The organism is Geothrix sp., from assembly GCF_020622065.1.
Lineage (GTDB): Bacteria > Acidobacteriota > Holophagae > Holophagales > Holophagaceae > Geothrix.
Window position 1 is genome coordinate 680461 of sequence record NZ_JAHRYQ010000002.1, and the last position, 25245, is coordinate 705705.

At 67.8% G+C, this 25245-nt stretch carries 22 protein-coding genes; 10 read left to right on the forward strand and 12 right to left on the reverse strand.

Annotated features, from left to right (window positions below):
• Window positions 1–40 precede the first annotated feature (40 nt).
• Window positions 41–1663, reverse strand: coding sequence for an adenylate/guanylate cyclase domain-containing protein (locus QZ647_RS12615; protein ID WP_291272505.1), 1623 nt, complete (start codon window positions 1661–1663; stop codon window positions 41–43).
• A gap of 99 nt (window positions 1664–1762) precedes the next feature.
• Here QZ647_RS12615 and rimO point away from each other — a divergent pair, with 99 nt between their 5' ends.
• The gene (rimO, locus tag QZ647_RS12620; protein WP_291272506.1) at window positions 1763–3145 is read left to right on the forward strand and encodes a 30S ribosomal protein S12 methylthiotransferase RimO; all 1383 of its coding nucleotides are present in this window, start codon (window positions 1763–1765) and stop codon (window positions 3143–3145) included.
• On the opposite strand, the gene QZ647_RS12625 is transcribed toward rimO, so the two are convergent.
• Window positions 3120–3938, reverse strand: coding sequence for a CPBP family intramembrane glutamic endopeptidase (locus tag QZ647_RS12625; RefSeq protein WP_291272507.1), 819 nt, complete (start codon window positions 3936–3938; stop codon window positions 3120–3122). The genes rimO and QZ647_RS12625 overlap by 26 nt on opposite strands.
• 128 nt (window positions 3939–4066) lie before the next feature.
• Between QZ647_RS12625 and QZ647_RS12630 the strand changes: the two genes are divergently transcribed.
• Genes QZ647_RS12630 through QZ647_RS12645 form a run of 4 tightly spaced genes read left to right on the forward strand, consistent with a single transcriptional unit; the run spans window position 4067 to window position 8763 of the window.
• Window positions 4067–6244, forward strand: coding sequence for a DUF5916 domain-containing protein (locus QZ647_RS12630; protein ID WP_291272508.1), 2178 nt, complete (start codon window positions 4067–4069; stop codon window positions 6242–6244).
• 26 nt (window positions 6245–6270) lie between these two features.
• Entirely contained in the window at window positions 6271–6945 is a 675-nt protein-coding gene (locus tag QZ647_RS12635; protein WP_291272509.1) for an ABC transporter ATP-binding protein, read from the forward strand.
• A complete protein-coding gene (locus tag QZ647_RS12640; protein WP_291272510.1) occupies window positions 6942–8186 on the forward strand; it encodes an FtsX-like permease family protein in 1245 nt (414 codons plus the stop codon). Before QZ647_RS12635 ends, QZ647_RS12640 begins: the two co-directional genes overlap by 4 nt.
• Complete coding sequence (locus tag QZ647_RS12645) at window positions 8179–8763, forward strand: phosphatidylglycerophosphatase A (protein ID WP_291272511.1); 585 nt, start codon at window positions 8179–8181, stop codon at window positions 8761–8763. Before QZ647_RS12640 ends, QZ647_RS12645 begins: the two co-directional genes overlap by 8 nt.
• Here QZ647_RS12645 and QZ647_RS12650 read toward each other — a convergent pair.
• Window positions 8760–10505, reverse strand: a complete 1746-nt coding sequence (locus tag QZ647_RS12650; RefSeq protein ID WP_291272512.1) for a DNA repair helicase XPB — start codon at window positions 10503–10505, stop codon at window positions 8760–8762. The two genes, QZ647_RS12645 and QZ647_RS12650, sit on opposite strands and share 4 nt — an antisense overlap.
• A gap of 211 nt (window positions 10506–10716) precedes the next feature.
• Here QZ647_RS12650 and QZ647_RS12655 point away from each other — a divergent pair, with 211 nt between their 5' ends.
• The 3 genes from QZ647_RS12655 (at window position 10717) to QZ647_RS12665 (ending at window position 16463) form a co-directional block, all read left to right on the forward strand.
• Entirely contained in the window at window positions 10717–13830 is a 3114-nt protein-coding gene (locus QZ647_RS12655) for a dockerin type I domain-containing protein (protein WP_291272513.1), read from the forward strand.
• A gap of 11 nt (window positions 13831–13841) precedes the next feature.
• Window positions 13842–14447 carry a hypothetical protein gene (locus QZ647_RS12660; RefSeq protein WP_291272514.1) on the forward strand — a complete coding sequence of 202 codons (606 nt, stop codon included), beginning with the start codon at window positions 13842–13844 and terminating at the stop codon, window positions 14445–14447.
• A gap of 69 nt (window positions 14448–14516) precedes the next feature.
• Window positions 14517–16463, forward strand: coding sequence for a helicase-associated domain-containing protein (locus QZ647_RS12665; RefSeq protein ID WP_291272515.1), 1947 nt, complete (start codon window positions 14517–14519; stop codon window positions 16461–16463).
• 29 nt (window positions 16464–16492) lie between these two features.
• Here the strand turns inward: QZ647_RS12665 and QZ647_RS12670 are convergent, their stop codons facing one another.
• From QZ647_RS12670 to QZ647_RS12680, 3 genes are read right to left on the reverse strand one after another with little or no spacing between them, the layout of a single operon-like run.
• The gene (locus QZ647_RS12670) at window positions 16493–16780 is read right to left on the reverse strand and encodes a hypothetical protein (protein ID WP_286354957.1); all 288 of its coding nucleotides are present in this window, start codon (window positions 16778–16780) and stop codon (window positions 16493–16495) included.
• Window positions 16781–16830: 50 nt separating this feature from the next.
• Window positions 16831–17367, reverse strand: a complete 537-nt coding sequence (locus QZ647_RS12675) for a hypothetical protein (RefSeq protein WP_291272516.1) — start codon at window positions 17365–17367, stop codon at window positions 16831–16833.
• Window positions 17354–17869, reverse strand: coding sequence for an RNA polymerase sigma factor (locus tag QZ647_RS12680; RefSeq protein ID WP_286354955.1), 516 nt, complete (start codon window positions 17867–17869; stop codon window positions 17354–17356). The genes QZ647_RS12675 and QZ647_RS12680 overlap by 14 nt, the downstream gene beginning before the upstream one ends.
• Window positions 17870–17933: 64 nt before the next feature.
• On the opposite strand from QZ647_RS12680, the gene QZ647_RS12685 reads away from it, so the two are divergent.
• The gene (locus tag QZ647_RS12685) at window positions 17934–18779 is read left to right on the forward strand and encodes a uracil-DNA glycosylase (RefSeq protein WP_291272517.1); all 846 of its coding nucleotides are present in this window, start codon (window positions 17934–17936) and stop codon (window positions 18777–18779) included.
• Between the two features lie 106 nt (window positions 18780–18885).
• Window positions 18886–20253: a tetratricopeptide repeat protein gene (locus QZ647_RS12690; protein ID WP_291272518.1), complete on the forward strand. Its 1368-nt coding sequence runs from the start codon at window positions 18886–18888 to the stop codon at window positions 20251–20253.
• A gap of 92 nt (window positions 20254–20345) precedes the next feature.
• Here the strand turns inward: QZ647_RS12690 and QZ647_RS12695 are convergent, their stop codons facing one another.
• From QZ647_RS12695 to QZ647_RS12720, 6 genes are all read right to left on the reverse strand, one after another.
• On the reverse strand, window positions 20346–20831 hold the full coding sequence (locus QZ647_RS12695) for a hypothetical protein (protein ID WP_291272519.1): 486 nt from the start codon (window positions 20829–20831) through the stop codon (window positions 20346–20348).
• A gap of 189 nt (window positions 20832–21020) precedes the next feature.
• Window positions 21021–22007 (reverse strand): HD domain-containing protein, encoded by a 987-nt coding sequence (locus QZ647_RS12700; protein WP_291272520.1) that lies wholly within the window; start codon window positions 22005–22007, stop codon window positions 21021–21023.
• A 51-nt stretch (window positions 22008–22058) separates the two neighbouring features.
• Window positions 22059–22382, reverse strand: a complete 324-nt coding sequence (locus QZ647_RS12705; RefSeq protein WP_286354950.1) for an RNA-binding S4 domain-containing protein — start codon at window positions 22380–22382, stop codon at window positions 22059–22061.
• Between the two features lie 4 nt (window positions 22383–22386).
• Window positions 22387–23373: a peptidylprolyl isomerase gene (locus QZ647_RS12710; protein WP_291272521.1), complete on the reverse strand. Its 987-nt coding sequence runs from the start codon at window positions 23371–23373 to the stop codon at window positions 22387–22389.
• Window positions 23370–24422, reverse strand: coding sequence for a peptidylprolyl isomerase (locus tag QZ647_RS12715; RefSeq protein ID WP_291272522.1), 1053 nt, complete (start codon window positions 24420–24422; stop codon window positions 23370–23372). Before QZ647_RS12715 ends, QZ647_RS12710 begins: the two co-directional genes overlap by 4 nt.
• 128 nt (window positions 24423–24550) lie before the next feature.
• Entirely contained in the window at window positions 24551–25231 is a 681-nt protein-coding gene (locus tag QZ647_RS12720) for a Bax inhibitor-1 family protein (RefSeq protein WP_291272523.1), read from the reverse strand.
• Between the last annotated feature and the right edge of the window lie 14 nt (window positions 25232–25245).

The following is a 25245-nucleotide window of genomic DNA, read 5'->3' on the forward strand; positions in this document are numbered from 1 at the left end:
GGGATCCAGATCCCGGGGCCTTCGTCCGTCGGTGGGGATCCTAACCCCGATCCGGGATGGTCGCGGTCCCTTCCGGTGCCCAGAGCACCTCGAAGGGCCGTACCTCCTGTTCGATGCCCTTGAGGGCAAAGCCCTCCAGCTGGCGCAGCCGGTCTCTCCCCACCAGATCCGCCGTGCGCGGACCGACGACGATCTGACCGGGCTTGGCCACGCTGCTCTCCAGGCGCGACGCCAGGTTCACGGTGCTGCCCATCACCGTGTAGTCCATGCGTTTTTCGCAGCCGATGTCGCCCGCGAAGGCCTCGCCGCTGTTGATGCCGATGCGCATCTTCAGCTCGGGATAGCCTTCCGGCCGGGCGGCGTTCAGGGCCTGGAGGATCTGCTGCATGGCCGTGGCGGCCTCCACGGCATGGCGCGCGTGGTCCGGATCGGGACTGGGGGCGCCGAAGAAGGCCATGATGGCGTCGCCGATGTACTTGTCGAGGGTGCCGCCCCGGCTGAAGATCTGGTCGGTCATGGCCTCGAAGGTGCGGTTCAGGATGCCCGCCAGCACCAGGGGCTCCATGCCCTCGCTCATGCGCGTGAAGCCCGAGATGTCGGCGAAGAGCACGCTGATCTGGCAGCGCTGGGCCTGGAGCGCCGGCGCCTCCTTGTTCTGGCTGGACTTGAGGATCTGGTCCACCACCGCCGGGCTGTGGTAGCGCTCCAGGCGCTGCCGGAACTTGGCCTCGCGCTCGCGCTGGATGCCCACGGCGGCGAAGTTGGCCATGGCGCTCAGCAGGTGCTCGTCCTCGCGCTTGAAGCCGCCCTTGCTGAGGCTGGTTTCCAGGTAGATCACGCCGAAGGCCTGGTCCTCCACGATGAGCGGGGCGCAGAGCGCCGAGGTGATGCCGTGGATCTTGATGCTCTCGCCGGCGCTGAACCGGGGGTCCATGCGGGCGTCCGTGGTCAGGATCGCCACGCGGTCCTTCATGGCGGTATGGGCGATGGTGCGGCTGATGGGGTTGGCGTGCAGCCCCGGCTGCTCTTCCCAAACCAGCTCGGGCACCAGCTCGCCTCCGGCATCGGCCAGGAGGATGAAGCCCCGCTGGCAAGGAATCTGCGCCGTGACCAGGCCCATCACCGATTCCAGCAGCTCCGTGAGGCCGGCGGCCCGGAGCAGGGTGCCCGCCATGCTCGCCAGGCGCTGGAACAGGGTCACGGCCTCCCCCGCCGGGTGCTGGCCGCTGGCCTGGGCCAGCATGGCCTCCAGGCTGGCGTGGGGCACGAGGATTGAACCGGAGGCGTCGAAAGCCCGGTCCTCGAGCGAGATCCTCGAGATGCCCGCCTTGGGGGCGAGGGTCATGTTCAGGCCCGGCACCGGGGGCGCGGCGGGGGCGCCCTCGGGCACCCACACCACCATGGCCTCGCCGAGCAGCACTGTGTCCCCGGGATGCAGCGGCTCGGGCCCGGACAGCGTCACCCCGTTGAGGGAGGTGCCGTTCAGGGACTTCATGTCCATCACATGGGGCTGGCCGTCCTTCAGGAAGATGCGGGCGTGGACCCGGCTCACGGCATTGGCCTGGATGCGGATGGTGGCCTGGTCGCCCCGGCCGATGGTCACGCCGTCTTCCGTGAGCGTCACGGGGTATAAGGCGCCATCTACCTGGAGGGTGAGCTTCATGGGCATTCCGGAAGGGTGGTGAGTTTATCACGCGCTGCTGACGGTATCGGCAGGGCGCGGTATTCTATGAGGTTCCACCAGCAGGTGGTCGGAGGTCCGTTGACCAAAGTCGGTTTCATGTCCCTGGGCTGCCCCAAGAACCTGGTGGATTCGGAAGTCATGCTGGGCCACCTGTGCCTGAAGGGCTACCAGATCACCCCCGTGCTGGAAGAGGCCCAGGTGCTGGTGGTGAACACCTGCGGCTTCATCGATGCCGCCAAGCAGGAGAGCGTCGAGGCCATCCTCCAGGCCGCCTCCATGAAGAAGGAGGGCGCCTGCGAGAAGCTCATCGTGGCGGGCTGCCTGGTGGAGCGCTACCGGGACGAGCTGATGGCCGAGATGCCCGAGATCGACGCCTGCCTCGGCACCCGGGACATCGAGCAGATCGCCGAGGTGATCGGCGCCGGGGCCGCCTTCGAGCTCAATCCCAACCCCGACTACCTCTACACCGAGGCCAGCCCCCGGATGCTCACCACGCCGAAGGCCAGCGCCTACCTGAAGATCAGCGAGGGCTGCGACCACGCCTGCGCCTTCTGCGTGATCCCCCAGCTCCGCGGCGGCCAGCGCAGCCGCAGCATCGAGAGCGTCGTCGCCGAGGCCCGGAACCTCGTCGCCCAGGGCGTCCTCGAGATCAGCCTCGTGGGGCAGGACACCACGGACTACGGCCGCGACTTCGGCGATCCCGACGCCCTGGAGAAGCTGGTGCGCGCCCTGGGCCAGGTGGAGGGCCTGCGCTGGTTCCGCATCCACTACGCCTACCCGAACCGCCTCACGGACGGCCTCCTCCACGCCATCGCCGAGACACCGAACTGCGCCCGCTACCTGGACATGCCACTGCAGCACGCGGACGCCGCCATCCTCAAGGCCATGGCCCGCGGCGGCAGCCGCGCCCAGTTCCTGAAGCTGCTCGAGAAGGTGCGCCGCATCGTGCCGGGCATCGCCATTCGGTCCAACTTCATCGTGGGCTTCCCCGGCGAGGACGACGCCGCCTTCGAGGAGCTGAAGACCTTCGTGAAGGAGGCCCGCTTCGACCATGTGGGCGTCTTTACCTACAGCCCCGAGGAGGGGACTTCCGCCTTCGGCCTGGGCGACCCCATCCCCAAGCGCACCAAGGAATCCCGCAAGCGCCGCATCCTGGAGATGCAGCAGAAGATCGCCCGGGAGAAGAACCAGGAGAAGGTCGGCCAGGTCATCGAGGTGCTCGTGGAGGGCGCCCACGAGGAGACGGATCTCCTGGTCAAGGGCCGCCACGCGGGCCAGGCCCCGGACATCGACGGCAATGTGCTGCTGGTGGATGGTGCCCCGAAGGTCAACACCATCCAGAGGGTGCGCATCGTGAAGGCCCACGCCTACGACCTCATCGGCGAGGTCGAGGAGGGTGGCCTGGAAGCCAGCACCGCCGCCTACGAGGCCGCCTTCAAGACGAGGCGCTCAACCCGCTGATCCGCTCGCGGACCCGGGCCGATCCCAGGAAGGCGAGGCAGGCCAGGCCCCCGGCCCCGAGCATGACGATGAGGAGCCAGCTCGCGCGCCCGGTCTCGAGGGCGGCCGCCGGGCCCCACCGGCTCAACACGAAGACGGCCCCGTTGTTGGTGGCATGTCCGACGAGGGCGGGCCACAGGGACCCCGTGCGGAGGACCAGCCAGCCGAGGAAGAGCCCGATGGCGAAGGTTCCCGGCAACTTGACCCAACTGCCGTGGAGCAGCGCGAACACGAGGGCCGTGAACAGCAGGGCCCGCCGATCCCCGGCAAGTTCCCGGATTCGCGCCAGGCCGTAACCCCGGCACAGGACTTCCTCCGCGAGGGGTGCTCCGAACACCAGGCCCAGCAGGCCGACCGAGGTCATGGGGTTGGGAAGGCTGGGCAGGCCGACGAGTCGATCCACGATCAGCGCCCAGCCCACCACCAGCGGAATGAGAGCCAGGACGCACAGGGCGGTCCAGATCAGGACCCCCCAGCTCACGGCCGTCAGAGGAAGCGCCTTCCGCCACTGCCCACCCCAGGCGGAGGTCGCCACCCAGAGGACCCCGGGCACCACCGCGAGAAGGGCCAGAAACCCCAGGAAGAGCCCCAGACGGGGGTGCGCCTTCATGACGATGGTGGAGGTCAGCCCCAGGGGGAAGGTGAACAGGTAGTACCACGCTGCGAGACCCGAGGCCGCCCCCACGCCCGCGAAGGCCCGGTTGACGCGGTGGGCGTCAGGGGCAGGCACGGCGGGGCTGGGGGCTTCCGTCATCTGGGATCCAGGCGTGAGGTGGGATCACTTGACCATGGCGCCGGAGGAAAAGCCAGACGGAGCCTAAACGGATCTGCGAAAGCCCTCGTAGGCCCACCCGAGTCCTTCTATGATTCGGGGATCCCTTCATGCGTGTTCCGGCCCTGACCCTTCTGTGCCTGCCCCTCCTGGCCGCTCAGGCGCCCAACCCGCCCCGCCTCGCCATCCCCCGGCTGGCCCAGGCGCCCTCCATGGGCCGCGACGCGGATCTCTCGACCTGGAAGGAGGCCCTGGTCCTCACCGAGTTCGGCATGATCATGCCGGACGACAAGGGCGAGAACCGCTGGCCCACCATCGTCCATGTGGGCTGGGGCCCCGATGCGCTCTATGTGGCCGTGGAGGCCAAGGACCCTGAACCCGCGAAGATCCATGCCGCCCGGCATATGCGCGACACCAACAACGGCGACTTCGACTTCGTGGGCGTGGACCTGGATCCCTCCGGCAAGGGCCAGAGCATCGCCCGCTTTTTCGTGACACCTCTGGGTGGCCAGATCGACGAGATCATGACCGACAGCACCGGGGAGAACGCCTCCTACGACTGTCTCTGGGATTCCACCGGCGTGCTGACCCCGGACGGCTATGTCGTGAAGATGCGCATCCCCTACAGCAGCCTGCGCCGGCGGCCGGGCGACTGGGCCTTCCGCATCCTGCGCGTCATCCCCCGGGAGCGGCGCTACGGCATCTCCTGGCCCCGCATGAGCAAGGATGTGCAGTGCGACATCTGCCAGATGGCCCGGGTCTCCGGTGCTCCGGTGGACAAGCCCGGTTCCCCCTTCCTGCTGATCCCCTTCGCCACCTATGCCCGCACGCAGTCGCTGGAAACCGACCCGGCCGCGCGCCCCGAATCCAAGACCCGCCTGGGCATGGATCTCCGCTACGCCACCACGGCCCTGACCTTTGAGGGCACCTACCGTCCTGACTTCGCCACGGCGGACGCGGATGTGGACCCGCTCCAGATCAACAGCCGCTTCCGGGTGTTCTACCCCGAGCGGCGGCCCTTCTTCCTGGAGGGCATGGATCTCCTCTCCCCGCCCTCCGCCCAGCGGCAGTTCTTCAGCCGCTCCATCCAGAGCCCCCTCTACGGCCTCAAGGTTTCAGGCCAGGATTCGCTGGCCAGCTGGACCGTGCTCCACGCCAAGGATCAGGATGGTGGCCTCATGCTGAGCGCCAACGGTGCCCGGGGCGTGGACGGGCTGCCCACCCGCGACACGGCGGCCGCGCTGCGCCTTCAGCTGGACGGGCGGGGCTCGGGCCTGTCCTTCCTCGGCACCGACAAGCGCCTGCAGGGCGGGCCGGATAGCACCGGAGGTCAGAGCGGCGGCATTTACCTGGATCAGTACCTGGGCTCCGAGTTCCATGTCATCGGCAGCGCCATGAGCGCCACCTCGCGCCTGCCCCAAGCCGACGGCGGCATCCTCTCCCAGCGAGGGACCTCCACCTCGGCCGAGCTGGACTGGAACACCCGCCATTGGTTCGCCTCAGCCGTCAACCAGACCACCAGCCCCGGCCTCGTACTGGTATCGGGCTTCACGGACCTCCGGGGTTACCGCCAGCAGACCGGGACCTTCGGGTGGCAAGGCACCTGGAATGGCGGACGATTCTCCCAGGCCAACGCCAGCCTGCGTGGACGGCGCCTCACCTGGTGGAACGGCAATCCCTTCGACCGCGCCGTGGGCCTGAGCGCCTATGTGGAGACGGCCGATCGCTGGGCCTGGAGCGTGGACTGGGACATCGCGGGGCGCACCTGGGCCGATGACGAGGTGACCTCCAACGCCACCCGCAACATCAACATGGCCCTGAGCTGGAAGAAGCTCAGCTGGGCCCAGCTGCTGGCGCGGGTCATCCAGGGGCGCACCATCGACCTGGCCACCGGCGCCCCGGCGCGCATCCACACCACCAGCTTCAGCTCCCGCGGCGCCGTGGGGGATGTCTGCTACGACCTGACAGCCCAGAGGACGGAGCTGAACCGCGAATCCGACGACCTGCGGCTCGTGCGGGCCCGGAAGCTGACCACCACGGCCACCTACCAGATGCCGCGCTTCTTCTACCTGAAGGCCCAGGCCTTCGTGGTGCGGTACGACGGCTCGGAGATCGACGGCGTGGACAAGTTCCTCAAGGCCTTCCTGGGCTGGCAGCCCAATGCCTTCACCAACGCCTATGTGGGCTGGTCCGGCCAGCGGCGTCGGGATCCCCTCGCCATCCTCCCCACCGAACGGATGGTGGAGCGGGGGCTCTTCGCCAAACTGGCCTGGGCCATGCAGTTCTGAATCGAAGGGAAGGCTACACTGATCGGATGCTGCAGTTCCGCAACCTGACCCGCGCCTACGAACTCGGCGGCGAGCGCGCCGGCGTGTTCGGCGTGACGCTGGCGGTGCCGAAAGGCTGCCTGGCTGTGCTGGCGGGGCCCAGCGGAAGCGGCAAGACCACCCTGCTCCAGCTGGCGGGCCTGCTGGATCAGCCCGACGAGGGCGCCGTCCTCCTGGATGGACAGGAGGTGTCCAGCCTCTCTGAGCGGGAGCGCTGCGATCTCCGCCTGCGGCGCCTGGGCTTCGTGTTCCAGGCCTTCAACCTGGTGCCGGTGCTGTCTGCCCTGGAAAACGCGATGCTGCCCCTGCAGCTCCAGGGCATCGCCGAGACAGAGGCCCGCCGCCGCGCCGCCGCTGCCCTGGACCGCGTGGGGCTCACGGACCGCCTGCACCACCGCCCCGGCCAGCTGAGCGGCGGCCAACAGCAGCGGGTTGCCATCGCCCGCGCCCTGGCCCCGGATCCGCTCCTGGTGCTGGCGGACGAACCCACTGCCAGCCTCGATCACGCCCATGGCGGGCCGCTCATGGATCTCATGGCGGACCTGGCCGCCGAGCGCGGCGCCACCTTCCTCGTGGCCAGCCATGACCCCGCCGTCATCGCCCGGGCGAACCACATCTTTCGCCTCATGGATGGCAAGCTCGTCGGCGAGGAGAACCGGTGATCCTCGCGCGCCTGGCCCTCCGCAACCTGCTGCGTCAGCGGCGACGCACGGCCCTCACGCTCATGGTGGTGGTGGCGGGCTTCCTCGCCCTGAGCCTGGCCGGGGGCTTCATGGCCCAGACCTTCCAGGGGCTATCCGATGCCGCCATCCGCGGGGGCCTGGGCCACCTCCAGGTCATGCCCCCTGGCCCCCTGGAGGGCGACGAGGCTCAGAGTCTGGAGCGGGCCCTGCCCGACGGGGAGGCGCTGGCCTTGAAGCTGCGCCAGGATCCGGCCGTGGCCGAGGTGCTGCCCCGCATCCAGTTCATGGGCCTGCTGTCCAGCGGTGCGAAGAGCGTGGCCTTCCTCGGCACGGCCGTGGATCCGGTGCTGGAGCCGAAGCACATGGCCTGCCTCGATTCGCTGAAGGATGGTGCGAAAGCGCCCGGCGGCACCGGTTCCCGGTGGCTCTCTGCCGATCCCTCCGCCCGGGAGGTGGTCCTCGGCGCGGGCCTGGCCCGGGCCCTGGGTGCCTCGGTGGGCAGCTCGCTCACCCTGATGTCCACCACCCGGGACGGCGCGCTGAACGCCGTGGATGTGGAGGTCGTGGGTCTCCAGGACCTCGGGCTTCGCGAACTCAACGATCGGGTCCTCACCGCAAGCCTGGGCACCGCGGGGCAACTCCTGGATGCAGGGGCGGCCCGGTCACGGCTGTCCGTCGTCCTGAAGCGCCCCCAGGACACCGCCGCCGAGCAGGGGCGGATCCAGGCCCTGCTTCCGGAAACCTCCGTGAAGCCCTGGTTCGAGCTGGCCTCCTTCTACCGGCAGGTGAAGCTGCTCTACTTCGCCATCTTCGGCTTCATGGGCCTGGTGCTGTTCCTGGTGGTGCTGCTGGCCACGGTCAACACCCTTCTGATGTCGGTCATGGAGCGGGTACGCGAGTTCGGCGTCCTGCGGGCCATGGGCCTTCAGCCGGGGCAGCTGCTGAAGCTGCTCCAGTGGGAGGGGGCCTTCCTGGGCTTCATGGGCAGTGCCCTGGGCCTGGCGGCCACGCTGCTGCTGCGGGCGGGGCTCAACGCCCTCCACCTCCAGATGCCCGCCCCTCCTGGCACCAGCCACGGCTACGAACTGAACATCCACTTCGTCCCCGCCGTCTACGCCATCGTGGCCCTGGGTCTGCAGGCGACCCTCCAGGTGAGCGCCCTCTTCCCGGGCCTCAAGGCCGCTCGGCTGCGCATCGTGGAGGCGCTGAGACATGTCTGAAGAACAGACCTCAGTCCTCAGTCCTCAGTCCTCAGGAAAGAAGGCGCCGCGAGTCGCCTGGTGGCTGGCCACGGGGTTCGGCAGCGGGTATCTGAGGCCGGCTCCGGGCACCTGGGGCAGTCTGGCCGGGCTGGGCGCCTGGCTGATGCTGGTGCTCAGCCTGCGCGGCCGGACCGGGGGACCCTGGCTCCTGCTGGCGGCCCCCCTGGCCCTCACCCTGCTGGCCACCTGGGCGGCGGGATGTGTCGTGGCGGAGACGGGCCAGAAGGACCCCTCGTTCATCGTGATCGACGAGTGGGCGGGCCTCTGGTTCGCGCTCACCCCGCTGCTCCTCATGGTCACGATCCAGCCCCAGCCCTGGAGCCTGTGGACCGCCCGGCTGGTGACGCCCTTCCTGCTCTTCCGCCTCTTCGACATCTGGAAGCCCGGCCCCGTGGACACCGCCCAGCGCCTGCCCGGGGGCTGGGGCGTGGTCATGGACGATGTGCTGGCAGGCCTGCTCGCCGCCCTCCTCGTGTGGCCCCTGGACCAGTGGCTGGGTGCCCAGTCGCTGCTGCACCCGGAGCTGTGGCGCTAGCCTGCGGTTTCTTCCAGCAGCCGCTTCCAGACGGCGGGTTCATTGAGGTGGCCCGTGTCGTCGAAACGGCGGCTCTCGATGAGGTAGCGGTAGCCCTGCTCCGTGAGGAACAGCTGGCGGTTGCGGGCGAATTCCTGCTCGGTGGTTTCGCTACTGATGAGTGAGTAGAAGTAGCTCACATTGCGCTCGCCCTTGGGACGCAGGATGCGGCCCAAGCGCTGGGCCTCCTCTTGGCGCGAACCGAAGGTGCCGCTCACCTGGATGGCCACGGAGGCGTCGGGCAGGTCGATGGCGAAGTTGGCCACCTTGCTCACGATGAGCACCCGCAGCTGGCCTTCGCGGAACTGCCGGAAGAGCACCTCCCGTTCCTTCTCGGGGGTCTGCCCTGTGAGCACCGGCGCCCCCAGGCGCTCACCGATGATCCGGAGCTGCTCGAGGTACTGGCCGATGACGAGGATGTTGTCCTTGGGGTGCCCGGCCAGCAGCTCGTCCATCACCGCCAGCTTCAGGCTGTTCTCCGAGGCGATGCGGAAGCGCTGGCGCTGGTCGGCCACGGCGTACTCCATGCGCTCGTCGGTCGGCAGAGGTACCCGGATCTCGAGGCAGTGGGCCGTGGCGATGAAGCCGTCCTTCTCCAGCATCTTCCAGGGCACATCCACCCGCTTGGGGCCGATGAGGCTGAAGACATCTTCTTCCTTGCCGTCCTCGCGCACCAGGGTGGCTGTGAGGCCCAGGCGCCGCTTGGCCTGGAGCTCAGCCACCGCACGGAACACCGGCGCGGGCAGCATGTGCACTTCGTCGTAGATCACCAGGCCCCAGTTGGCGGCCTCGAAGAGCTTGAAGTGCTCGAAGGGTCCCGTCTTGCTTCGGCGGTAGGTGAGGATCTGGTAGGTGGCGATGGTGACGGGCTTGATCTCCTTGGTGTCGCCCGTATAGAGGCCCACCTGGTCCTCGGTGAGGGTGGTCTTGTCCAGAAGCTCCTGTTTCCACTGCTTCACGGCAGTGCCGTTGGTGGTGAGCACCAGGGTGTGCGTCTGCAGGCTGCCCATGCAGCCAATGCCGATGACCGTCTTCCCCGCGCCGCAGGGCAGCACCAGCACGCCCGCGCCGCCGTCGGGCCCTCCCCCCGCGTGGAAGACATCCACCGCGGCCTGCTGGTAGTGCCGCAGGCCAAAGGGCTTGCCATTCTGCTTGGTGATGGGCGACAGCTCGAAGGGCAGCGGATCGCCGGGCTTGTAGCCGGCCATGTCCTGAACGGGGTGGCCCAAGCGGATGAGTTGCAGCTTCACCTCGCCGCGCATCCCCGTGTGCAGGAAGATGCCCTTCTCGTCCGGATAGGGCTCCGCCAGCAGCCCGAACAGGGACTTCTGGTTCTCCAGCTCCCAGAAGAGGCCCCGGTCATCCATCTCCAGTGCCAGGCGATCCCCCTTGGCCACCAGACGCAACTTGCCGTAGCGCGTGCCGTGGTCCTCGATCTCCTGCAGCAAGTTCTGCGGCACCGGGTACTTGGACCAGGTGTTCAGGGTGTCGAGGATGTCCGCGCAGGCCACACCCGACGCCGAGGCATTCCAGAGACTCAGGGGCGTGATGCGGTAGGTGTGGATGTGCTCAGGGCTCTTCACCAGCTCGGCGAAGCGCGCCAGCTCATCGCGCACCTGCTCGAAATCAGGGTGCGCCACCTCGAGCAGCAGGGTGCGATCGCTCTGGACGATCAGGGGATTGTCGGGTCGGAGGGCGATCACGGCGTCAGCAGGCTCAAACCTTTCAGCCTAGAAGCCTGGGCCGGAGGGGTCAATGAAGCGGTTGGGAAGGGGCCGGATTCCCTCGGCATCCGAGGTGTTCATTAAGGAAAAGTCAGACGATCAGAAGCCCCCTCGAAGCGTATAGTTGGGGACCCCCCGAAGCCCCTCCCCGCCTCGCCGGGATTCTCATTTTTTGGAGCGCCCCATGGGCATGCCGATGACTCGAGTCCTCACCTCTCTGGCCCTGGTGGTGGCCTGCGGCCTGGAGGCCCAGGCGCCCACCAACCCGGTGCTCCGCCGCCGGTCGCTCCCCGCCCGGGTCGGGCCGGATGCCCTCAACGGCCACGACCGCGCCGACCTCCGCCGGGACTGGGACCTCTACTGGTTCGGCGGCAAGCTCACGCCCGACTACATGGACTTCAAGAACCGCGCCGCCGCCGAGGAAATCCGGAAGTGGGGCCACCTCCTACCCAAGGCCAGCACCGACCGCGCCCTGGCGGCCATCCTGCCCGCCCCCAGCGGCACCGGCGGCTTCTCCTGGACCAACCTCGGCCCCACCTCCAACCTCGTGGACGCGACCTGGAGCGGCATCGACAGCGGCCGCCCCGTGGCCGTTGTGCCCCACCCCACCACGGCGACCACCCTCTACCTGGCCACCAGCGGCGGCGGCGTCTTCAAGTGCACCAACGCGGATCTGAATGCCACGGGCGACTGGACCTGGACCGCCATCACCGATGACCTGCCCGCCAGCGGCTCCGGCGGCAATGTGTCCATCGGCGCCCTGGCCATGAGCCCGGCCGATGCCAAGGTCCTGTATGTGGGCCTCGGCGATCCCTTCGACGCCGAAGGTCGCGGCTTCTACAAGACCCCCGATGGCGGCGCCACCTGGACCGCGGCCACCGCCGGCCTGGGCAACGCCACCCGCTCGCACTCGATCCTCCCCCTGACGGCCACCCGCGTTCTCTGGGCCACCAACGATGGCCTGAAGGTCTCCAACGATGGCGGCGCCACCTTCGCCCCGGCCGCCGGTGCCCCGGCAACGGGAGATGCCTGGTCCATCCAGAAGTTCACCGGCACCGATCTCGCGTGCTCCATCCAGGGCACGGCCGGCCAGATCTACACCTCCGCCGATGCCGGGGCCACCTGGACGCTGGCCACCATCACCGGCGTCACCTTCCCCATGGGCCGCATCACCCTGGCTGCCGGCGGGGATGGCACCACGGCCTACGGCATCGTGGAGGACACCACGGCCGCCAGCACCAAGGTGGCCCGGGGCGTCCTGAAGAGCACCGACAAGGGCCTCACCTGGACCTGGGTGGCCGCCCCCACCATCAGCGGCGGGCTCTTCCAGGGCACCGGGCCGCAGATGACCAGCGACGGCGGCCAGGGCTGGTACAACCACGGCCTCGCCGTGGACCCCACGAACCCCCTGCGGATCGTGGTGGGTTCCAATCTGGCGCTCTACCGCAGCATGGACGGCGGCACCAGCTGGACCCAGCTCACGCACTGGTATGGCAACGGCCACCCCTACACCCACGCCGACAACCACGCCACGGCCTGGTCCAATGGCACCCTCTATGTGGCCAATGACGGTGGCCTGGCGATTCTGAGAGACCCCTGGCGCGTCACCGTGCCCACCGCCACGGATGACCTCTCGTTCATCGACAACCGGCGCAACAAGGGCCTCAGCACCCACATGGTCTACAACCTGGGGTCCACGACGGCCGCCACGCCGGCAAACGCCAAGTGGCGCATCACTCTGGGCATGCAGGACAACGGCACGCGCGTCCGCCAGGGCAGCGGCTCGGGTCTGCAGACCAGCGGGGTCTTCGAGGACATGATCGGCGGGGATGGCTTCGGCACCCTGATCCACCCGGCCAATGGGGACCTGATGCTGGGGTCCATCTACTACACGCGCATCTACAAGAGCACGGACGGCGGTGCCACGCCCTTCACGGCCTCGTCCACCGGCATCAGCGAGTCGAACAACTCCAGCTCGGCCCCCTTCGCCCCCAAGATCGCCCTCGGCCCCACGGCCTCGCCGGACACCGTCTACACCTTCGTCAACAGCAAGGTCTACAAGAGCACGGACTTCGGCAGCAACTGGTCCGCCATGACCATGACCGGCTTCTCCACTTCGGGCCGGACGCTCCGGAATGTGAACGGCTCCCGCAGCTCCAACGCCGTCGGCGCGGCCAGCAGCGGCGGCCATTTCTGGACCACCTACAACGATGGCGCCACCTGGACCGACTCTGGCGACATCACGGCCGGGAAGCTCAACACCAGCTACATCTGGTTCAACACCCAGAACGACCAGATCGTCTACGGCGCCACCGTCGCGCCGGACGCCACCGCCCACCACCTCTTCAAGAGCGTCAATGGTGGCGCCAACTGGACTTCCATCGACGGAGCCGCCGGCGCCAGCAACGGCCTGCCCTTCGGCATCCCGGTCCATGTCGTCCAGAACCTCCCCGGCAGCCTCAACACCCTGTTCGCCGGGACGGATTTCGGCGTCTACCAGAGCACCGACGGCGGCACCACCTGGGCCCGCTACGGCAACAACCTGCCCATGGTCGCCGTGCGCGATCTCTACATCGCGCCGGACGGCAGCTTCCTCCGCGCCGCCACCTACGGCCGCGGCGTGTGGGAGCTGCAGACGACCACGGCCAACCAGACCGCCGTCACCCTCGACAAGACCTCGTTCAATTTGAACCCGTCGGCCACCACGACCTTCACGGCCACCGTGACCAATTTCACGGCGGACAACAAGGTGAACTGGACCGCGTCCAGCGGCGGGGCCGTGAGCCCGGCCCAGACCGCCAGCGGGAGCGCCACCACCTACACCGCCTCGGCCACACCCGGAATCTACACCGTCACGGCCACCAGCAACGAGGCCTCCTCGGCCAGCGCGACGGCCACGGTCAATGTCTACACGCCGGCCGCCGTGACCGTGTCCGTGACGCCCACGACGAAGACCCTTCTCACGGGCGGCACCTTCACCTTTGCCGCCGCCGTGGCGAATGCGCCGAGCCAGGCCGTCACCTGGACGGCCAGCGGAGGCGCCATCACATCGGCAGGCGCCTACACCGCCCCCGCCACCGCCGGGACCTACACCATCACCGCCACCAGCGTCTGGCCCGGCACCACGGCCGGCACGGCCACGGTGACCGTGACGACCATGGACCTGAACGGCGATGGCGTGGTGGACCTCCGCGATCTGCTCTTCTTCGCGAAGTACTACGGCAGCACCAATGTGGCCTGTGATTTCAACGGGGACGGGAAGGTCGACGACGCCGACCTCACCCTCCTGCTCGCCGGCCTGTGATGGAGATGACCATGACCCCGATGACCAAGCTCCTCTCCGGCTCCGCTGTCCTGGCGCTGGCCACCCTCCTGGGCTGCGGCGGCGGGGGCGGCGGCTCCTCCACTCCCGCGCCCGCACCGCCCGCCACCGCCACGAGCCTCGCCTATGTCGATCCCGCCAGCGGCACCTACAAGCTGGTGAAGAACGCCTCCAGCTCCGGGTCGCACCTGGTACTCGACCTCGTCGGCCCCAGCACCGGCACGGCCATGGGGGTTTCCATCACCCTCAGCACCGATGCCGCCAAGGCCACCTGGGTCGATGTCCCCGCCGGCGGCACCACGGCGGTGCTGATGCAGAACGGCACCCAGTTCACCCTCGGCAGCGGCACCCCCATCCAGAAGGCCAAGGCCACCAGCGGGGTGCTCCAGGCCACCATCGCCCAGAAGGACCCCACGGCCCCGGCCTCTCTCAATGGCCCGCTGCTCCGGGTGGCCCTCGATCTGAAATCCGGGTTGGGTCTGGCCCAGGGCACCGCCATCACCCTCAGTGCCGATGCGGCCAAATGCCAGGTCCTGACCGACAAGGCCTCCAATCCCACGGCCATCACCGTCAGCGTGGGCACCCTCACGGCCCAGTAGGCCCCCCCGCTCATCCCGGCGCCCGGACCCCCCGGGCGCTTTTTTTGTGCGTGAGCGCTCTGAGGATTCGTGGGACACTGGACGATCGTCTGTACCCAGGTGCCCATGACGCTCACGCACTACCAGCTCCTTTCGAATTGCTCGGATGAGCAGCTCAGGACCATCTGTGAACGCCGACGCCTGCCCATTCCCATCCGGTGGGAAGATGGCGCCGAGGGCCGTGTGCGTCTGCTGAAGACCATGGTCTTCCACCTGGAGGACCACAAGCGGCTGTCGGACACCCTGGCGGATCTCGACAGCGGCTCCCTGGTCGCCCTCAAGCACCTCGCCAGCGAAGGCATCCTGCCCGCGACCGGCACCCTCGAGGCCCTGCGTGACCTCGGCCTCATCCTGCCCGACGGTGAGGGCTGGGGCGTGGCCGAGCGGGTGGCCGATGCCCTTGATGACTTCGACGACGGTGCCCTGAGCTTCCAGGCCCCTGCCGAGGTCAAGCTGCGGGCCGCCGAACCCTTCCGCTTCTCCCTGGCCCTCACGAGCGTCCTGCTCCGCTGCGTGCCCGGCCTGCGCGTGCTGAAGGGTGGCCTCCCCGCCAAGAAGGAGCTGGGCCAGCTCATGCAGCGCAACGCCATGCTCCAGGAGGAGCAGGACGCCACGCTGCTCTTCACGCTGCTGCACCGGCTGGGCCTGCTCTGGAACCGCGATGGACGCGTGGAGACGCTGCTCCCCGCCGTGACCAGCCATCCGCCGCGCTGGGTGGCCGAGCGGGCCTTCGCCAGCCTCCTCGAGCACGATCTCAAGGCCTGGGGCATGCCTCCCGCCGAGGATCGCCACTTCCTCATGCAGCACCTGCTGGAGCGCCGGGGCCAGGTGCTCGCCGTCCAGCCCTTCCTCGCCTTCCTCAAGACCCTGCACCCCCTGGACGAGGAGCGCACGCGGTCAGTCTTCCTGCCTTTCCTCAGCCGCATGGGCATCATCCGGGGCGATGCGGACTTCGCCCACCTTCAGCTCACGGAACATGGCGAGGCCCTGGCCCACGAGTACCTGTTGCGCGACCTCAAGGCCACCGCCGCCCACTGGCAACCCCTGGCGCTGGATCAGCCCATGGTCCTGCAGCCCACGCTCGAGCTGCTGACCCCTCTGCTCCAGAACCCCCACCGCCTGCTCCAGCTCGCCCAGCTGGCCGATGTGGAGGCCCTCGACGCCATGGGCACCTTCCGCGTGAGCCACGCCACCCTGGTGCGGGCCCTCGACGCGGGCGTCCCCCTCGACGACCTGGGCCAGCGCCTGGGCGCCTCCACGCAGACCCTGCCCCAGCCCCTGCTTCAGCTGCTGGAGGATCTCTCCCGCCGCGTGGGCGAGGTGGAAGTGCACCAGGGCGTGAGGCTCGTCCGGGCCCGCACGCCGCACCTGGCCGATGAACTGAAGCTGCGGCCCGAGCTGGCCCCCCTCAAGCTGGGCTCGCTCTCCGACACCGTGCTGGAGGTGCGCGGTGACGGCAATGCCCACGCCCTCCTCAAGCAGGCGGGCTTCATGCCCAAACCCGGCCGTTTCCTGGCCCTGAGCCTGGATGCCGACGAAAAGCTCTACCTCTGGGCCCTGGCCGCCCTCGCCTTCGTCGACGAGAAGGGCATGAACCACCACCTGGAGCCGGTGCAGCAGATGGTGCGCTCGTCGCTCCAGCGCCTCCACGACGAGGACCCCTTCCTCTACCAGGAAGTCCAGCGCCGCATCCCCATGCTGCACCTGGGCGGCGAGGACCAGCTGGCCGAAGAGGTGCAGCGCATCCTCGAATACGCGGGCGGCCACACCCTCATGGTGGAGCTCACCTACCTGCCCCCGGCGGCCCACCGCACCCAGCTTCGCCGCGTGTCACCGCGCACCATCCAGGAGGACCACCTGCTGGCCTTCTGCCACCTCCACCAGGAGGAGATGGCCTTCCGCCTCACCCGCATTCAGGGTGTGAAGCTCCTCAACGAGCGCGGTTGGACCCCCGCCAACCACAGCCAGGCTGGGTGAGGGCCGCGATACGCGGTCCTCACCCAGCCTTAGCCCACCAGCTCCTTCATCCGCTTGTCGAGCACATCGGCCAGCTTCTCGACCACCTCCCGGTTCTCGTTCCGGTTGGTCTGGATCTCCTTTTCCAGCTTCCGCTCCGTCTGAAGGACGGATTTCTGGAGCTGGGAAAGCATGCCCTTGATGTCGTCGAGCTCGTTCATCAGGTTGTTCAGGCGGGGATCGGGCGGGCGGTTGTTGCTGAACACGCCCATCCCGGCCAACACCGTGGCGAGGGCCGAAAGGAGGAGGATGAGGAGAAGCAATGGATTGCTGGCCATGGGCACACCTTGCCCTTCAGATTGCCAGGATCGTGCCGCTGCGGTGGGGGCTATTGCTGGGGCTTCTGCTTGACCCGCTGATAATCGTCACCCTGGAACTTCAGGGGCTTTTCCACGGGGATGACCAGATAGGGATCCGCCTTCCGCCCTCCCCCCTTCTTGGAAGCCAGCTGAAGCTGCTGCTGGACTTCCTCCTTGGCCTGGCGCTCCTTGGCCAGATCCGAGGCGTGGGCGGCGGCCAGCCGGTCCAGTTCCCGGGACTGCTGCTGGGCCTGGGCCGCGAGGCCATCGGCCCGCTGCTTCTGCTGGAAGCCCCAGGTGCCCATGCCGGCCAGGGCGGCCAGGAGCGGCAGGGCGGCGGCAGCCAGGAGGCCCCAGGAGGGCCGCTTGCGTTCGGTGCGGCGGCGGCGCAGGGCCTCGCGGCGAAGGTCATCCGCCAGGGCGGTCAATTCGGGGCTGGGCCCGGCGCTGGGCACCGCGGGGGTGCTGGCGGCCACGGGGCCGAGGCCCAGCAGGTCGCGGAGCTCGGCCCGCAACTGAACATCCTCGGCAGGTTCGAATCGCCGAGCGGGATCAGACCAGGACATGCACGCCTCCTGAGGGGTTGAGCTGATCTTTGAGTTGGGCCTTGGCCCGGTGGATGCGGGTCTTCACGGTGGCCTCGGGGATGTTGAGGATGTCCGCGATTTCCCGGATGGCGAGGCCCTCGACCACGAACAACCACAGGGCTTCGCGGAAGGTGGGCGACAGCAGCCGCATCCGCTCCCGGACCTCCTGGTTCAGCACCAGATCGTCCGCACCCCCGGCCAGGCCGGGCTCGGCAACGGATTCCAGGCTGAGGTTCTGGTTCTTCATGGGGCGGCGCTCGGTCAGGGACAGGGTTCGCACGGTGCCGTACAGGAAGGCGGTGGGATGCTCCACCCGCTCCTCCCGCTGCATGAGGATGACGAAGGCCTCCTGGGCGATGTCCTCCGGAAAGGTCGCCCCGTAACGCCGTGCATAGCTCACGAGCCTTGGATAAAGTTCGGCAAAGGCGGCATGGAAAGCCTCCTGGGTGCCGAATGGGGTTTCTTGGGGGGACTGCTCCATGCACGGGCTCCGACGATCTAGGATGCCCGATGCAGGGCGGAAGTTCCGGGCTAGGCTGGAAGCCATGGACGAGCCTCTCCGAGCCTGGCGGGACACCCTCGAGGATCTGGGGGTGATGGGATTCGTGCGCGAACCGGTGGAACCCGTCCCGGCCCAGCCCCAGGCGGGTGTGCCGTCCTCCTCGCCCTCCGCACGGCCGGTGCCGGTCCGCGCCACGGCCAGCCCCGAAGCCAAACGGGCACCCAGGCCAGCCCCCCCCGCGCCCTCGGCCTATGCACCGCCGGTCGATCCCATCGGCTGCCCGCCCCCCGAGGCCGTGGCCACCGCCAACGATCTGACGGCCTTGCAGCAGGCCATCCAGGGCTGCCTGGCCTGCCCCCTGGGCCCAGGCCGCCTGAAGTTCGTCTTCGGCGAGGGCGATCCCCACGCCAGGCTCATGTTCGTGGGCGAAGGCCCGGGCCGCGACGAGGACCTGCAGGGCCGGCCCTTCGTGGGCAAGGCCGGTGAGCTGCTGGACAAGATGATCGGGGCCATCGGCCTGAAACGCGAAGAGACCTACATCGCGAATGTCGTCAAGTGCCGCCCCCCGGACAACCGCACGCCCATGCCCGAGGAGGCCCGCGCCTGCCTGGGCTACCTGCACCGCCAGATCGAGCTCATCCGCCCCGCCGTGATCGTCACGCTGGGGGCCACGCCCCTGCGCGAGCTGGTGGGCATCAGCGAAGGGATCACCCGGGTGCGGGGCCAGTGGAAACGCGTGCAGGTCGGCGGCCGGGAGATCCCCGTCATGCCCACCTTCCACCCTGCCTATGTGCTGCGCCAGTACACGCAGGATGTGCGCCGCGCCGTCTGGGCGGATCTTAAAGCGGCGAAGGAGTGGATCGACCGTCCCGCCGGATCGGAAGACTGAGGACGGAGGACGGAGGACGGACCATCGATATCGTGGGGCGCCTGCGCCGAACGATGAAGACTGGGGACGGTCATGTCATGCTAGGCCCAGCTTTTGAGGTCGGCCCATGCGTCTAGTGAATGTGTTCTTCTTTGTGCTCCTGGCCTTCGTGCTGTTCGTACTGGGCAACCTGTACCTGACCAACCACGACCTGCTGGTGCGGGAAGTCGTCATCTTCGGCGAGAACATCAAGATCCAGAGCGTCATCCTCCTGGCCTTCCTCCTGGGCTTCCTGCTCAACATCCTCTACACCGGCATCATGGAGCTGGTCCGGCTGGTGCGCGGCCTCAACGACTCGGCCGACAACCGCCTGGTGAAGCGCATCTCCGAGCGCATGCAGGATGCCCGCGACCTCGTGGCCCACGGCCTTCCGCGGGAAGCGAAGGAGATCCTCGAGAAGATCCTGGAACAGCGCAAGGAGCATGTGCCGGCGCGCATGCTGATGGGCGAGATCCTCATCAAGACCGGCAGCCCCGAGGAGGCCGTGAAGCTCTTCCAGGCCCTCTGCGAGGACGATCCCGAGCAGGTCGAGGCCCGCTACCAGCTGGCCGAGGCCCTGATGGCCGTGCGGAATCCCGATGCCTCCATCAGCGTCCTGAAGAAGCTGGCCGCGGATCATCCCAAGAAGGCCCTGCGGGCCTGGCGGCGCCTGAGGGCCCTCCACATGGACGCCCAGCGCTGGGATGAGGCCATGGAGGCCCACAAGAAGCTGCAGACCTACTTCGCGGGCGAACTCTCCCAGGGGGAGAAGGCCCAGGGGGCAGCCCTGGCCTATCAGGTGGGCATGGCCAAGGTGGAGGCGGATCAGTTCAAGGATGCCGCCCAGGTCTTTCAGCAGGTCATCAAGGACGAGCCGGAATTCGTGCCCGCCTACCTCAGCCTGGGCCGCTGCATGATCCTGCAGGACCAGGAGGCTCAGGGCCTGGAGATCTGGATCGAGGGCTTCCGCAAGACCGGCGAGGGCACCTTCCTCCAGGACATCGAGGACTACTTCATCCAGGCCGGCCGTCCTGAAGATGGCCTGGCCCTGCTGCGCCGCGTGGCCGCCACCTCCAAGCACGCCACCACCGCCAAGTTCTTCCTGGGCAAGATGCTCTACCGCCTGGAGATCCTCGACGAGGCCCTGGACCTCTTCCAGGAGGTGCGCAGCCAGGTGGTCTACAGCCCGATCCTCTTCTTCTTCATGGCCAAGATCCACAGCCGCCGCGCCCGCCTGGACGCCGCCCTGAACGAATACCGCCAGCTGCTGCGGAACCTGGGCGTCCTCAAGCTGCGTTTCGAGTGCGCCGTCTGCGGCCACAAGACCCAGGACTACGCCGACCGCTGCGAGAGCTGCGGCAGCTGGAACAGCAACCACTTCCTCTTCAAGGAGAGCGACCTGCCGGACGGTCCCATCCGCGGGGGGGAGAGCGGCAGTTGGATGGCGATGCTGTAAGGAGGCTGCGCCCGTTCGGCGCGGTGGGCACAAAAAAGGCGCCAAGGGCGCCTTTTTTGTGTCAAAGCAGGACTTAAAGAACCAGACACGCCCTACGCAATGGCCTGTCGAATATCGAACAGGAGGCGCTTCAACTCCAGTTCCGAGAGCTGGAGGGGCACCTGCTGCTTCACCTCCTCCTTGCGGTAGAAGGCAATGCGCTTCACCACGATCTTGTTCTTGCCGATGCTGATCTCGTTGAACTGGATCTGGGTCTCGTCCTTATAGGGCGGCAGGCTGCGGAGCTGGATGTACATCCCGCGCCGGTCGTGATCCACGATCTCCAGGCGCTCCTTCAGGTAGTTCACCTGCTCGGACAGCTTCTCGGCCTTGGTCTTGAGCTTGGCGAAGCTCAGCTTCTTCGGGGCATTGCGCTCCAGCACCATCTCGCCCAGCTGCACGCAGCCGTCCCCCCGGCGCAGGAAGCCGTCCAGGGTGCCGTCCAGCTCGAGGTCAGCCTGGTGGAAGGCCTCAAAACCCTGGAACTCGCCCGGAAGGACCGAATCGTCGTAGCGCTTGGCTTTGCGGGACAGCTTCATGAGGTACCTCGAGGGAGCGGACTTCCTCAAGGAGCCAGAGCCGTGCCAGGAATTTTCTACCCCGGCAGGTTTAGCACATGCCTTGAATTATCAGGACTTCCCCATCGCTTCTGCCGAGTCGGACCTGCCCAGAATCCTCGGTGCAGGACCAGCGTGTGTCCACAAACGGACGAACAACACCCTTTTTGATCACTTTTCGACAGATTCTGCCGCAGGCCATCGCCGTCGGTAGATCATCCGCTCCAGGGCCCGGCTGAAGGGGCTCCAGGCCCCTCCCCCCGTCTCGTCCCGCTGGGCGCGGAACATGACTTCCAGCTTGCCGTCCAGGTCATCCAGGTAGTGGACGAGCAGGGCTTCCGGCGTCTTGGGCAGCACGGGCGAGCCGAATTCCAGGCGGCCGTGGTGGCTGAGGACGATGTGCAGGATCTGCAGGCGCAGTTCCTCGGGAAATCCGGGGATCCGGCCCGCGGCGCGGCTGATCCATTCCGTCTCCATGGCGATGTGGCCCAGCAGGTTGCCCGCATCGGTGTAGCCGAAGCTCCGCTGGTAGCTGAGCTCGGCCGTCTTGCCCACATCGTGCAGCAGCACGCCCGCCAGGACCAGGTCGCGGTTCAGGTCCCGGTAGTGCCCGCAGGCGCGCTCGGCCATGCCCGCCACGGACAGGGTGTGCTCCAGCAGGCCGCCCAGACAGACATGGTGCATGGACTTCGCGGCCGGCGCCTGAGTGAAGGCGGCCCGCAGCTCCGCATCCTCCACGAAGAGATCCGACAGCAGCCGGCGGATCCAGGGATCCTTCACCGAGGCGAGAAGCCCGTCGAGCTCCGCGAGCATTTCAGGCACAGGCCGGGCGCTGACGGGGAAGAACCGGGAGAAGTCCCCCACCTCCGCATCCGCCGCGAAACGCACCTTGTCCAGCTTCAGCTGGAGCCGGCCGTTGTAGCTCGTCACCGAGCCCTTCACCCACAGGAACGCGTCGGCGCGGATGGCCTCCATGTCGCCCTCGATGGCGCGCACATCCCAGAGGAAGGCCTTCAGGTCCCCGGAGGCGTCCGCCAGCTTCAGCTCGAGGTACTCGCTGCCCTTGGCGCTGATCTTGTAGGCGGCTTCCTGGGCCAGGAGAAAGCCCAGAAAGGCATCGCCCTCCTTCAATTGCCGGATGCTCTGCGGATCGGACATCGGATCTCCATGCGCCTCATCAGCCTCGGCGGGTCGATGCGACAGCGGCTGTCAATGATTGCGCGGCGCCTTCGGGGGCGGGGCGAAGGGGTCCTCGTCGCCGTAGCCCAGGTCCAACGGCAGGCGCTTGTCTTCCAACACCTCGAAGAGCGACCACTGGTCGGCCTTCCGCACATTGCCTTCCGGCAGCGCCAGGACGCGCACCTTCAGCACGCGGTTGTAGAGCGGGAATTCCAGTTCGTCCTGCACCTTCAGCTCGTGGCTGGCCTTCCGGGGCGTGCCGTTCACCCGCACCATGCCCTCGTCGCATAGCTGGTTGGCCAGCTCGCGCCGCTTGATGAGCAGGCTCTTCTTGAGGAAGGCATCGAGTCGCAACGGGTCAGCCTTTCAGGATCTGGTCTTTGGGCACCAGGTAGCGGATGTTCGCGCGCATCCTGAGCCCGGCCAGATACTGTTCGATGGCGTTCTGGGCCTTGGGCTCCTGGAGCTTCTCCACGATCTTCTCGCGGACTTCGGCGAAGGCCTTCACGGGCGCATCCTCGAGGGCGACGAGCTGGATCAGGTAGAGGTCCTTGTCGGTCTCGATGGGCGCCGAAACCTGCTCGGGCTTGAGCTTGACCGCGGCGTCTTCGATGCTGGCCCGGAGGAAGCCCTTGTTCATCCAGCCCAGATCCCCGCCCGTGGCCTTGCTGGGGCTGGTCGAGTGCTGGCGGGCCAGCTCCTCGAAGGACTTCCCGCCCTTCAATTCAGCCTGGATCGCCTCCAGCTTCTTCCGGGCCTCGGCCTGCTCTTCGGCCGTCGCACCCTTGGCCAGCACCAGTTCGCGGATGCGGAACCGGCTCGGCAGGCGGTACTCGTCCTTGTGGTCCTCGTAGTAGGCCCGCAGCTCGTTGTCCTCCACCGCCACCTTGGAGAACACCTCGCGCTGCAGGACGAACTGCTGGGTGGCCTGCTGCTTCTGCCGCTTGGTGAACTCGGGGAGGCCGATGCCCAGGCTGCCCTTCAGAGCCCGCTCCAGGTCCGCATCCGTGGCGAAGTTGTTCTCCTTCTTGATGCCATCGATGCTGGCCCGGACATAGTCGTCCGTGATAGGGGAGCCCAGCTCGGCGCCCTTGTCCTCCAGCAGGAAGGCGTCCACGAGACCCTGAAGGGTCTTCTCCCGGGCATCCTTCAGCTTCTCGTCCAGTTCCTTCCCGGAGAACTGGCGGTAGAGGGCCGCGTGCTGCTGCTCCACGGCCTGGGTCAGGGAGCGGCGGGTGATGATGTGGTTGTTGACGATGACCAGGATCTCCTCGCGGACATCGGTGGCCGTCAGCGCCATCGGCGCCAGGAGGGCCGCCGCGAGCATCGGATTCAGCGCCTTCACTGGGCACCTCCCTTGGGAGTCTCGGCGGGCTTGGGGGTTTCCGCCGGCTTGGGCGCGACCTGGGCGGGAGCCGCATCGGAGGGTGCGGGCTTGAGCAGCTCGAAGGGGATCTCCTTGCGGAGGCCATCCATCAGATCGTTCCAGACCGTCACCTGCCGGTCTCGCCGGGCGGCCTGGTCGGCGGCCGCCTTGGCCTCCTCGAAGGGCACCTGGCGGCTGGGTTTGCGCTCCTCCACCTTCACCAGGTGGTAGCCGAACATGGTCTTCACGGGAGCGCCCACCTCGCCCAGGGGCTGGGTCCGGGCGGCGGCGCCGAACTCGGGCACCCAGGCCGAGGGGTCGGCATCGGCATACAGCCCGCCGTTCTCCTTGCTGCCGGGATCGTCGCTGTACTTCTTGGCCAGGTCCTCGAACTTGGCCCCGCCCTTCAGCTCCTCCTGGATCTTCGCGATCCGGGCCTTGGCTTCCTCGTCCGTCAACCCGGCCTCGGCCTTGGGATCCTGCTTCACGGAGACCAGGATATGGCGGGCGCTGACCAGCTCGGGCTGCTTGAAGCGGTCCTTGTGACCCTCGTAGTAGGCCTTCACATCGGCCTCGGACACGGCCAGCTTCTTCTGGAGGCTGTCCCCTTCCTTGGCCAGGAATTCCCGGGCCATCAAGTCGTCCTTGGCGCGTTCGAGGGCCAACTGGAAGCCCGGCGTCTTGTCCAGCCCGAGGCGCTTCGCCTTCACGGCCAGGAGCTTGCTCTCGGCCATCCGCTTGACGAACTCCTCCTTGCCGCCCTGGACCATGAGGACCTGCATCTGCTCCTGCTGGCCGAGGAGGGCGAAGGCCGACTGGAAATCGGCCTCGGTGATGGCGGCGCCGCCCACGCGAGCCAGCACCACGGGCTTGTCCGCCGAGGCCGTCGGCGCAGACGCGGCCTTGGCCGCAGGCTTGGCCTTGGCCACGGCCTTCGCCGGCTTGGGCAGGGACTTGGGCGTGACCTTGGCCGGCTCCTGGGCGACGACGCCGAGGGCGATCAGGGAGATCAGGGAGGCACGGAGCATGGGATTCCTTAGATGCCGGGAAGGCGCTAGGCCGCGGTTAAAAACCATTTGTCAGTGTCGCATCTTCGACGGCCCAAAGGGCCGGAGTGGAAACAACCTGAATGGCTCATGTCGTTTCCGGACGGCCCCTAGCGGCGCCGACCGCCGAGGAGGTTCATCAGGGCGATGAGGATGTTGTAGAGGCTCACGAACAGGGCCAGGGCGAAACCCGCGGGATCGCCCAGATCATCCGTGCGCAGCATGGCGGAAGTGTCCCAGAGCAGCTTCGCCGAGCAGGCGATGACCGCCACGCCGGAGATGATGAGGCTGAAGGTCTCCAGGTGGAAGATGGCCGCCGCCAGGCTGCCGAAGAACATCACGGCGATGCCGACGATGACGAAATTCCGCAGGAAGCTGAAGTCCTTCTTGGAGACGAAGGCCGTGACGGTCAGGGTCAGGAACACCACGCCGGTCAGGCCCAGGGCCCCGAAAACCGGCATGAAGCCCGCTCCCTGAGCGATCACCAGGGCCACGATGCCCGCGATGACACCGGAAACGAAGGTGAAGAGCCCATAGGCCAGGCGGTTCAAAGGTTTGCGACGGCTCACCGAGGAGGCGAACAGCAGCGTCCCGAACTGGATCCCGAAAAGCACCCAGCCCAGGAAACGGCCTGCCACGGGCACGAGGGCCGCAGCCACCAAGGGGGCGCTGAAGGCACCCAATGCCGCCACCGCGAATCCGCCCATGAGCCAGAGGTAGACGCTTCGGACAAAATCGATGCGGGGCTGCACCCCGGCCGAAGTCCCCTGCCACGACTGCTGTTGATCCATGCCACGCTCCAAGG

Excerpts from the sequence above, each read along its gene's own strand:
- QZ647_RS12615 (WP_291272505.1), bottom strand. The coding sequence starts at position 1,663 with ATGAAGCTCACCCTCCAGGTAGATGGCGCCTTATACCCCGTGACGCTC.
- QZ647_RS12625 (WP_291272507.1), bottom strand. The coding sequence starts at position 3,938 with ATGACGGAAGCCCCCAGCCCCGCCGTGCCTGCCCCTGACGCCCACCGC.
- QZ647_RS12630 (WP_291272508.1), top strand. The coding sequence starts at position 4,067 with ATGCGTGTTCCGGCCCTGACCCTTCTGTGCCTGCCCCTCCTGGCCGCT.
- QZ647_RS12635 (WP_291272509.1), top strand. The coding sequence starts at position 6,271 with ATGCTGCAGTTCCGCAACCTGACCCGCGCCTACGAACTCGGCGGCGAG.
- QZ647_RS12645 (WP_291272511.1), top strand. The coding sequence starts at position 8,179 with ATGTCTGAAGAACAGACCTCAGTCCTCAGTCCTCAGTCCTCAGGAAAG.
- QZ647_RS12655 (WP_291272513.1), top strand. The coding sequence starts at position 10,717 with ATGCCGATGACTCGAGTCCTCACCTCTCTGGCCCTGGTGGTGGCCTGC.
- QZ647_RS12660 (WP_291272514.1), top strand. The coding sequence starts at position 13,842 with ATGACCCCGATGACCAAGCTCCTCTCCGGCTCCGCTGTCCTGGCGCTG.
- QZ647_RS12670 (WP_286354957.1), bottom strand. The coding sequence starts at position 16,780 with ATGGCCAGCAATCCATTGCTTCTCCTCATCCTCCTCCTTTCGGCCCTC.
- QZ647_RS12675 (WP_291272516.1), bottom strand. The coding sequence starts at position 17,367 with ATGTCCTGGTCTGATCCCGCTCGGCGATTCGAACCTGCCGAGGATGTT.
- QZ647_RS12680 (WP_286354955.1), bottom strand. The coding sequence starts at position 17,869 with ATGGAGCAGTCCCCCCAAGAAACCCCATTCGGCACCCAGGAGGCTTTC.
- QZ647_RS12685 (WP_291272517.1), top strand. The coding sequence starts at position 17,934 with ATGGACGAGCCTCTCCGAGCCTGGCGGGACACCCTCGAGGATCTGGGG.
- QZ647_RS12690 (WP_291272518.1), top strand. The coding sequence starts at position 18,886 with ATGCGTCTAGTGAATGTGTTCTTCTTTGTGCTCCTGGCCTTCGTGCTG.
- QZ647_RS12695 (WP_291272519.1), bottom strand. The coding sequence starts at position 20,831 with ATGAAGCTGTCCCGCAAAGCCAAGCGCTACGACGATTCGGTCCTTCCG.
- QZ647_RS12700 (WP_291272520.1), bottom strand. The coding sequence starts at position 22,007 with ATGTCCGATCCGCAGAGCATCCGGCAATTGAAGGAGGGCGATGCCTTT.
- QZ647_RS12715 (WP_291272522.1), bottom strand. The coding sequence starts at position 24,422 with ATGCTCCGTGCCTCCCTGATCTCCCTGATCGCCCTCGGCGTCGTCGCC.
- QZ647_RS12720 (WP_291272523.1), bottom strand. The coding sequence starts at position 25,231 with ATGGATCAACAGCAGTCGTGGCAGGGGACTTCGGCCGGGGTGCAGCCC.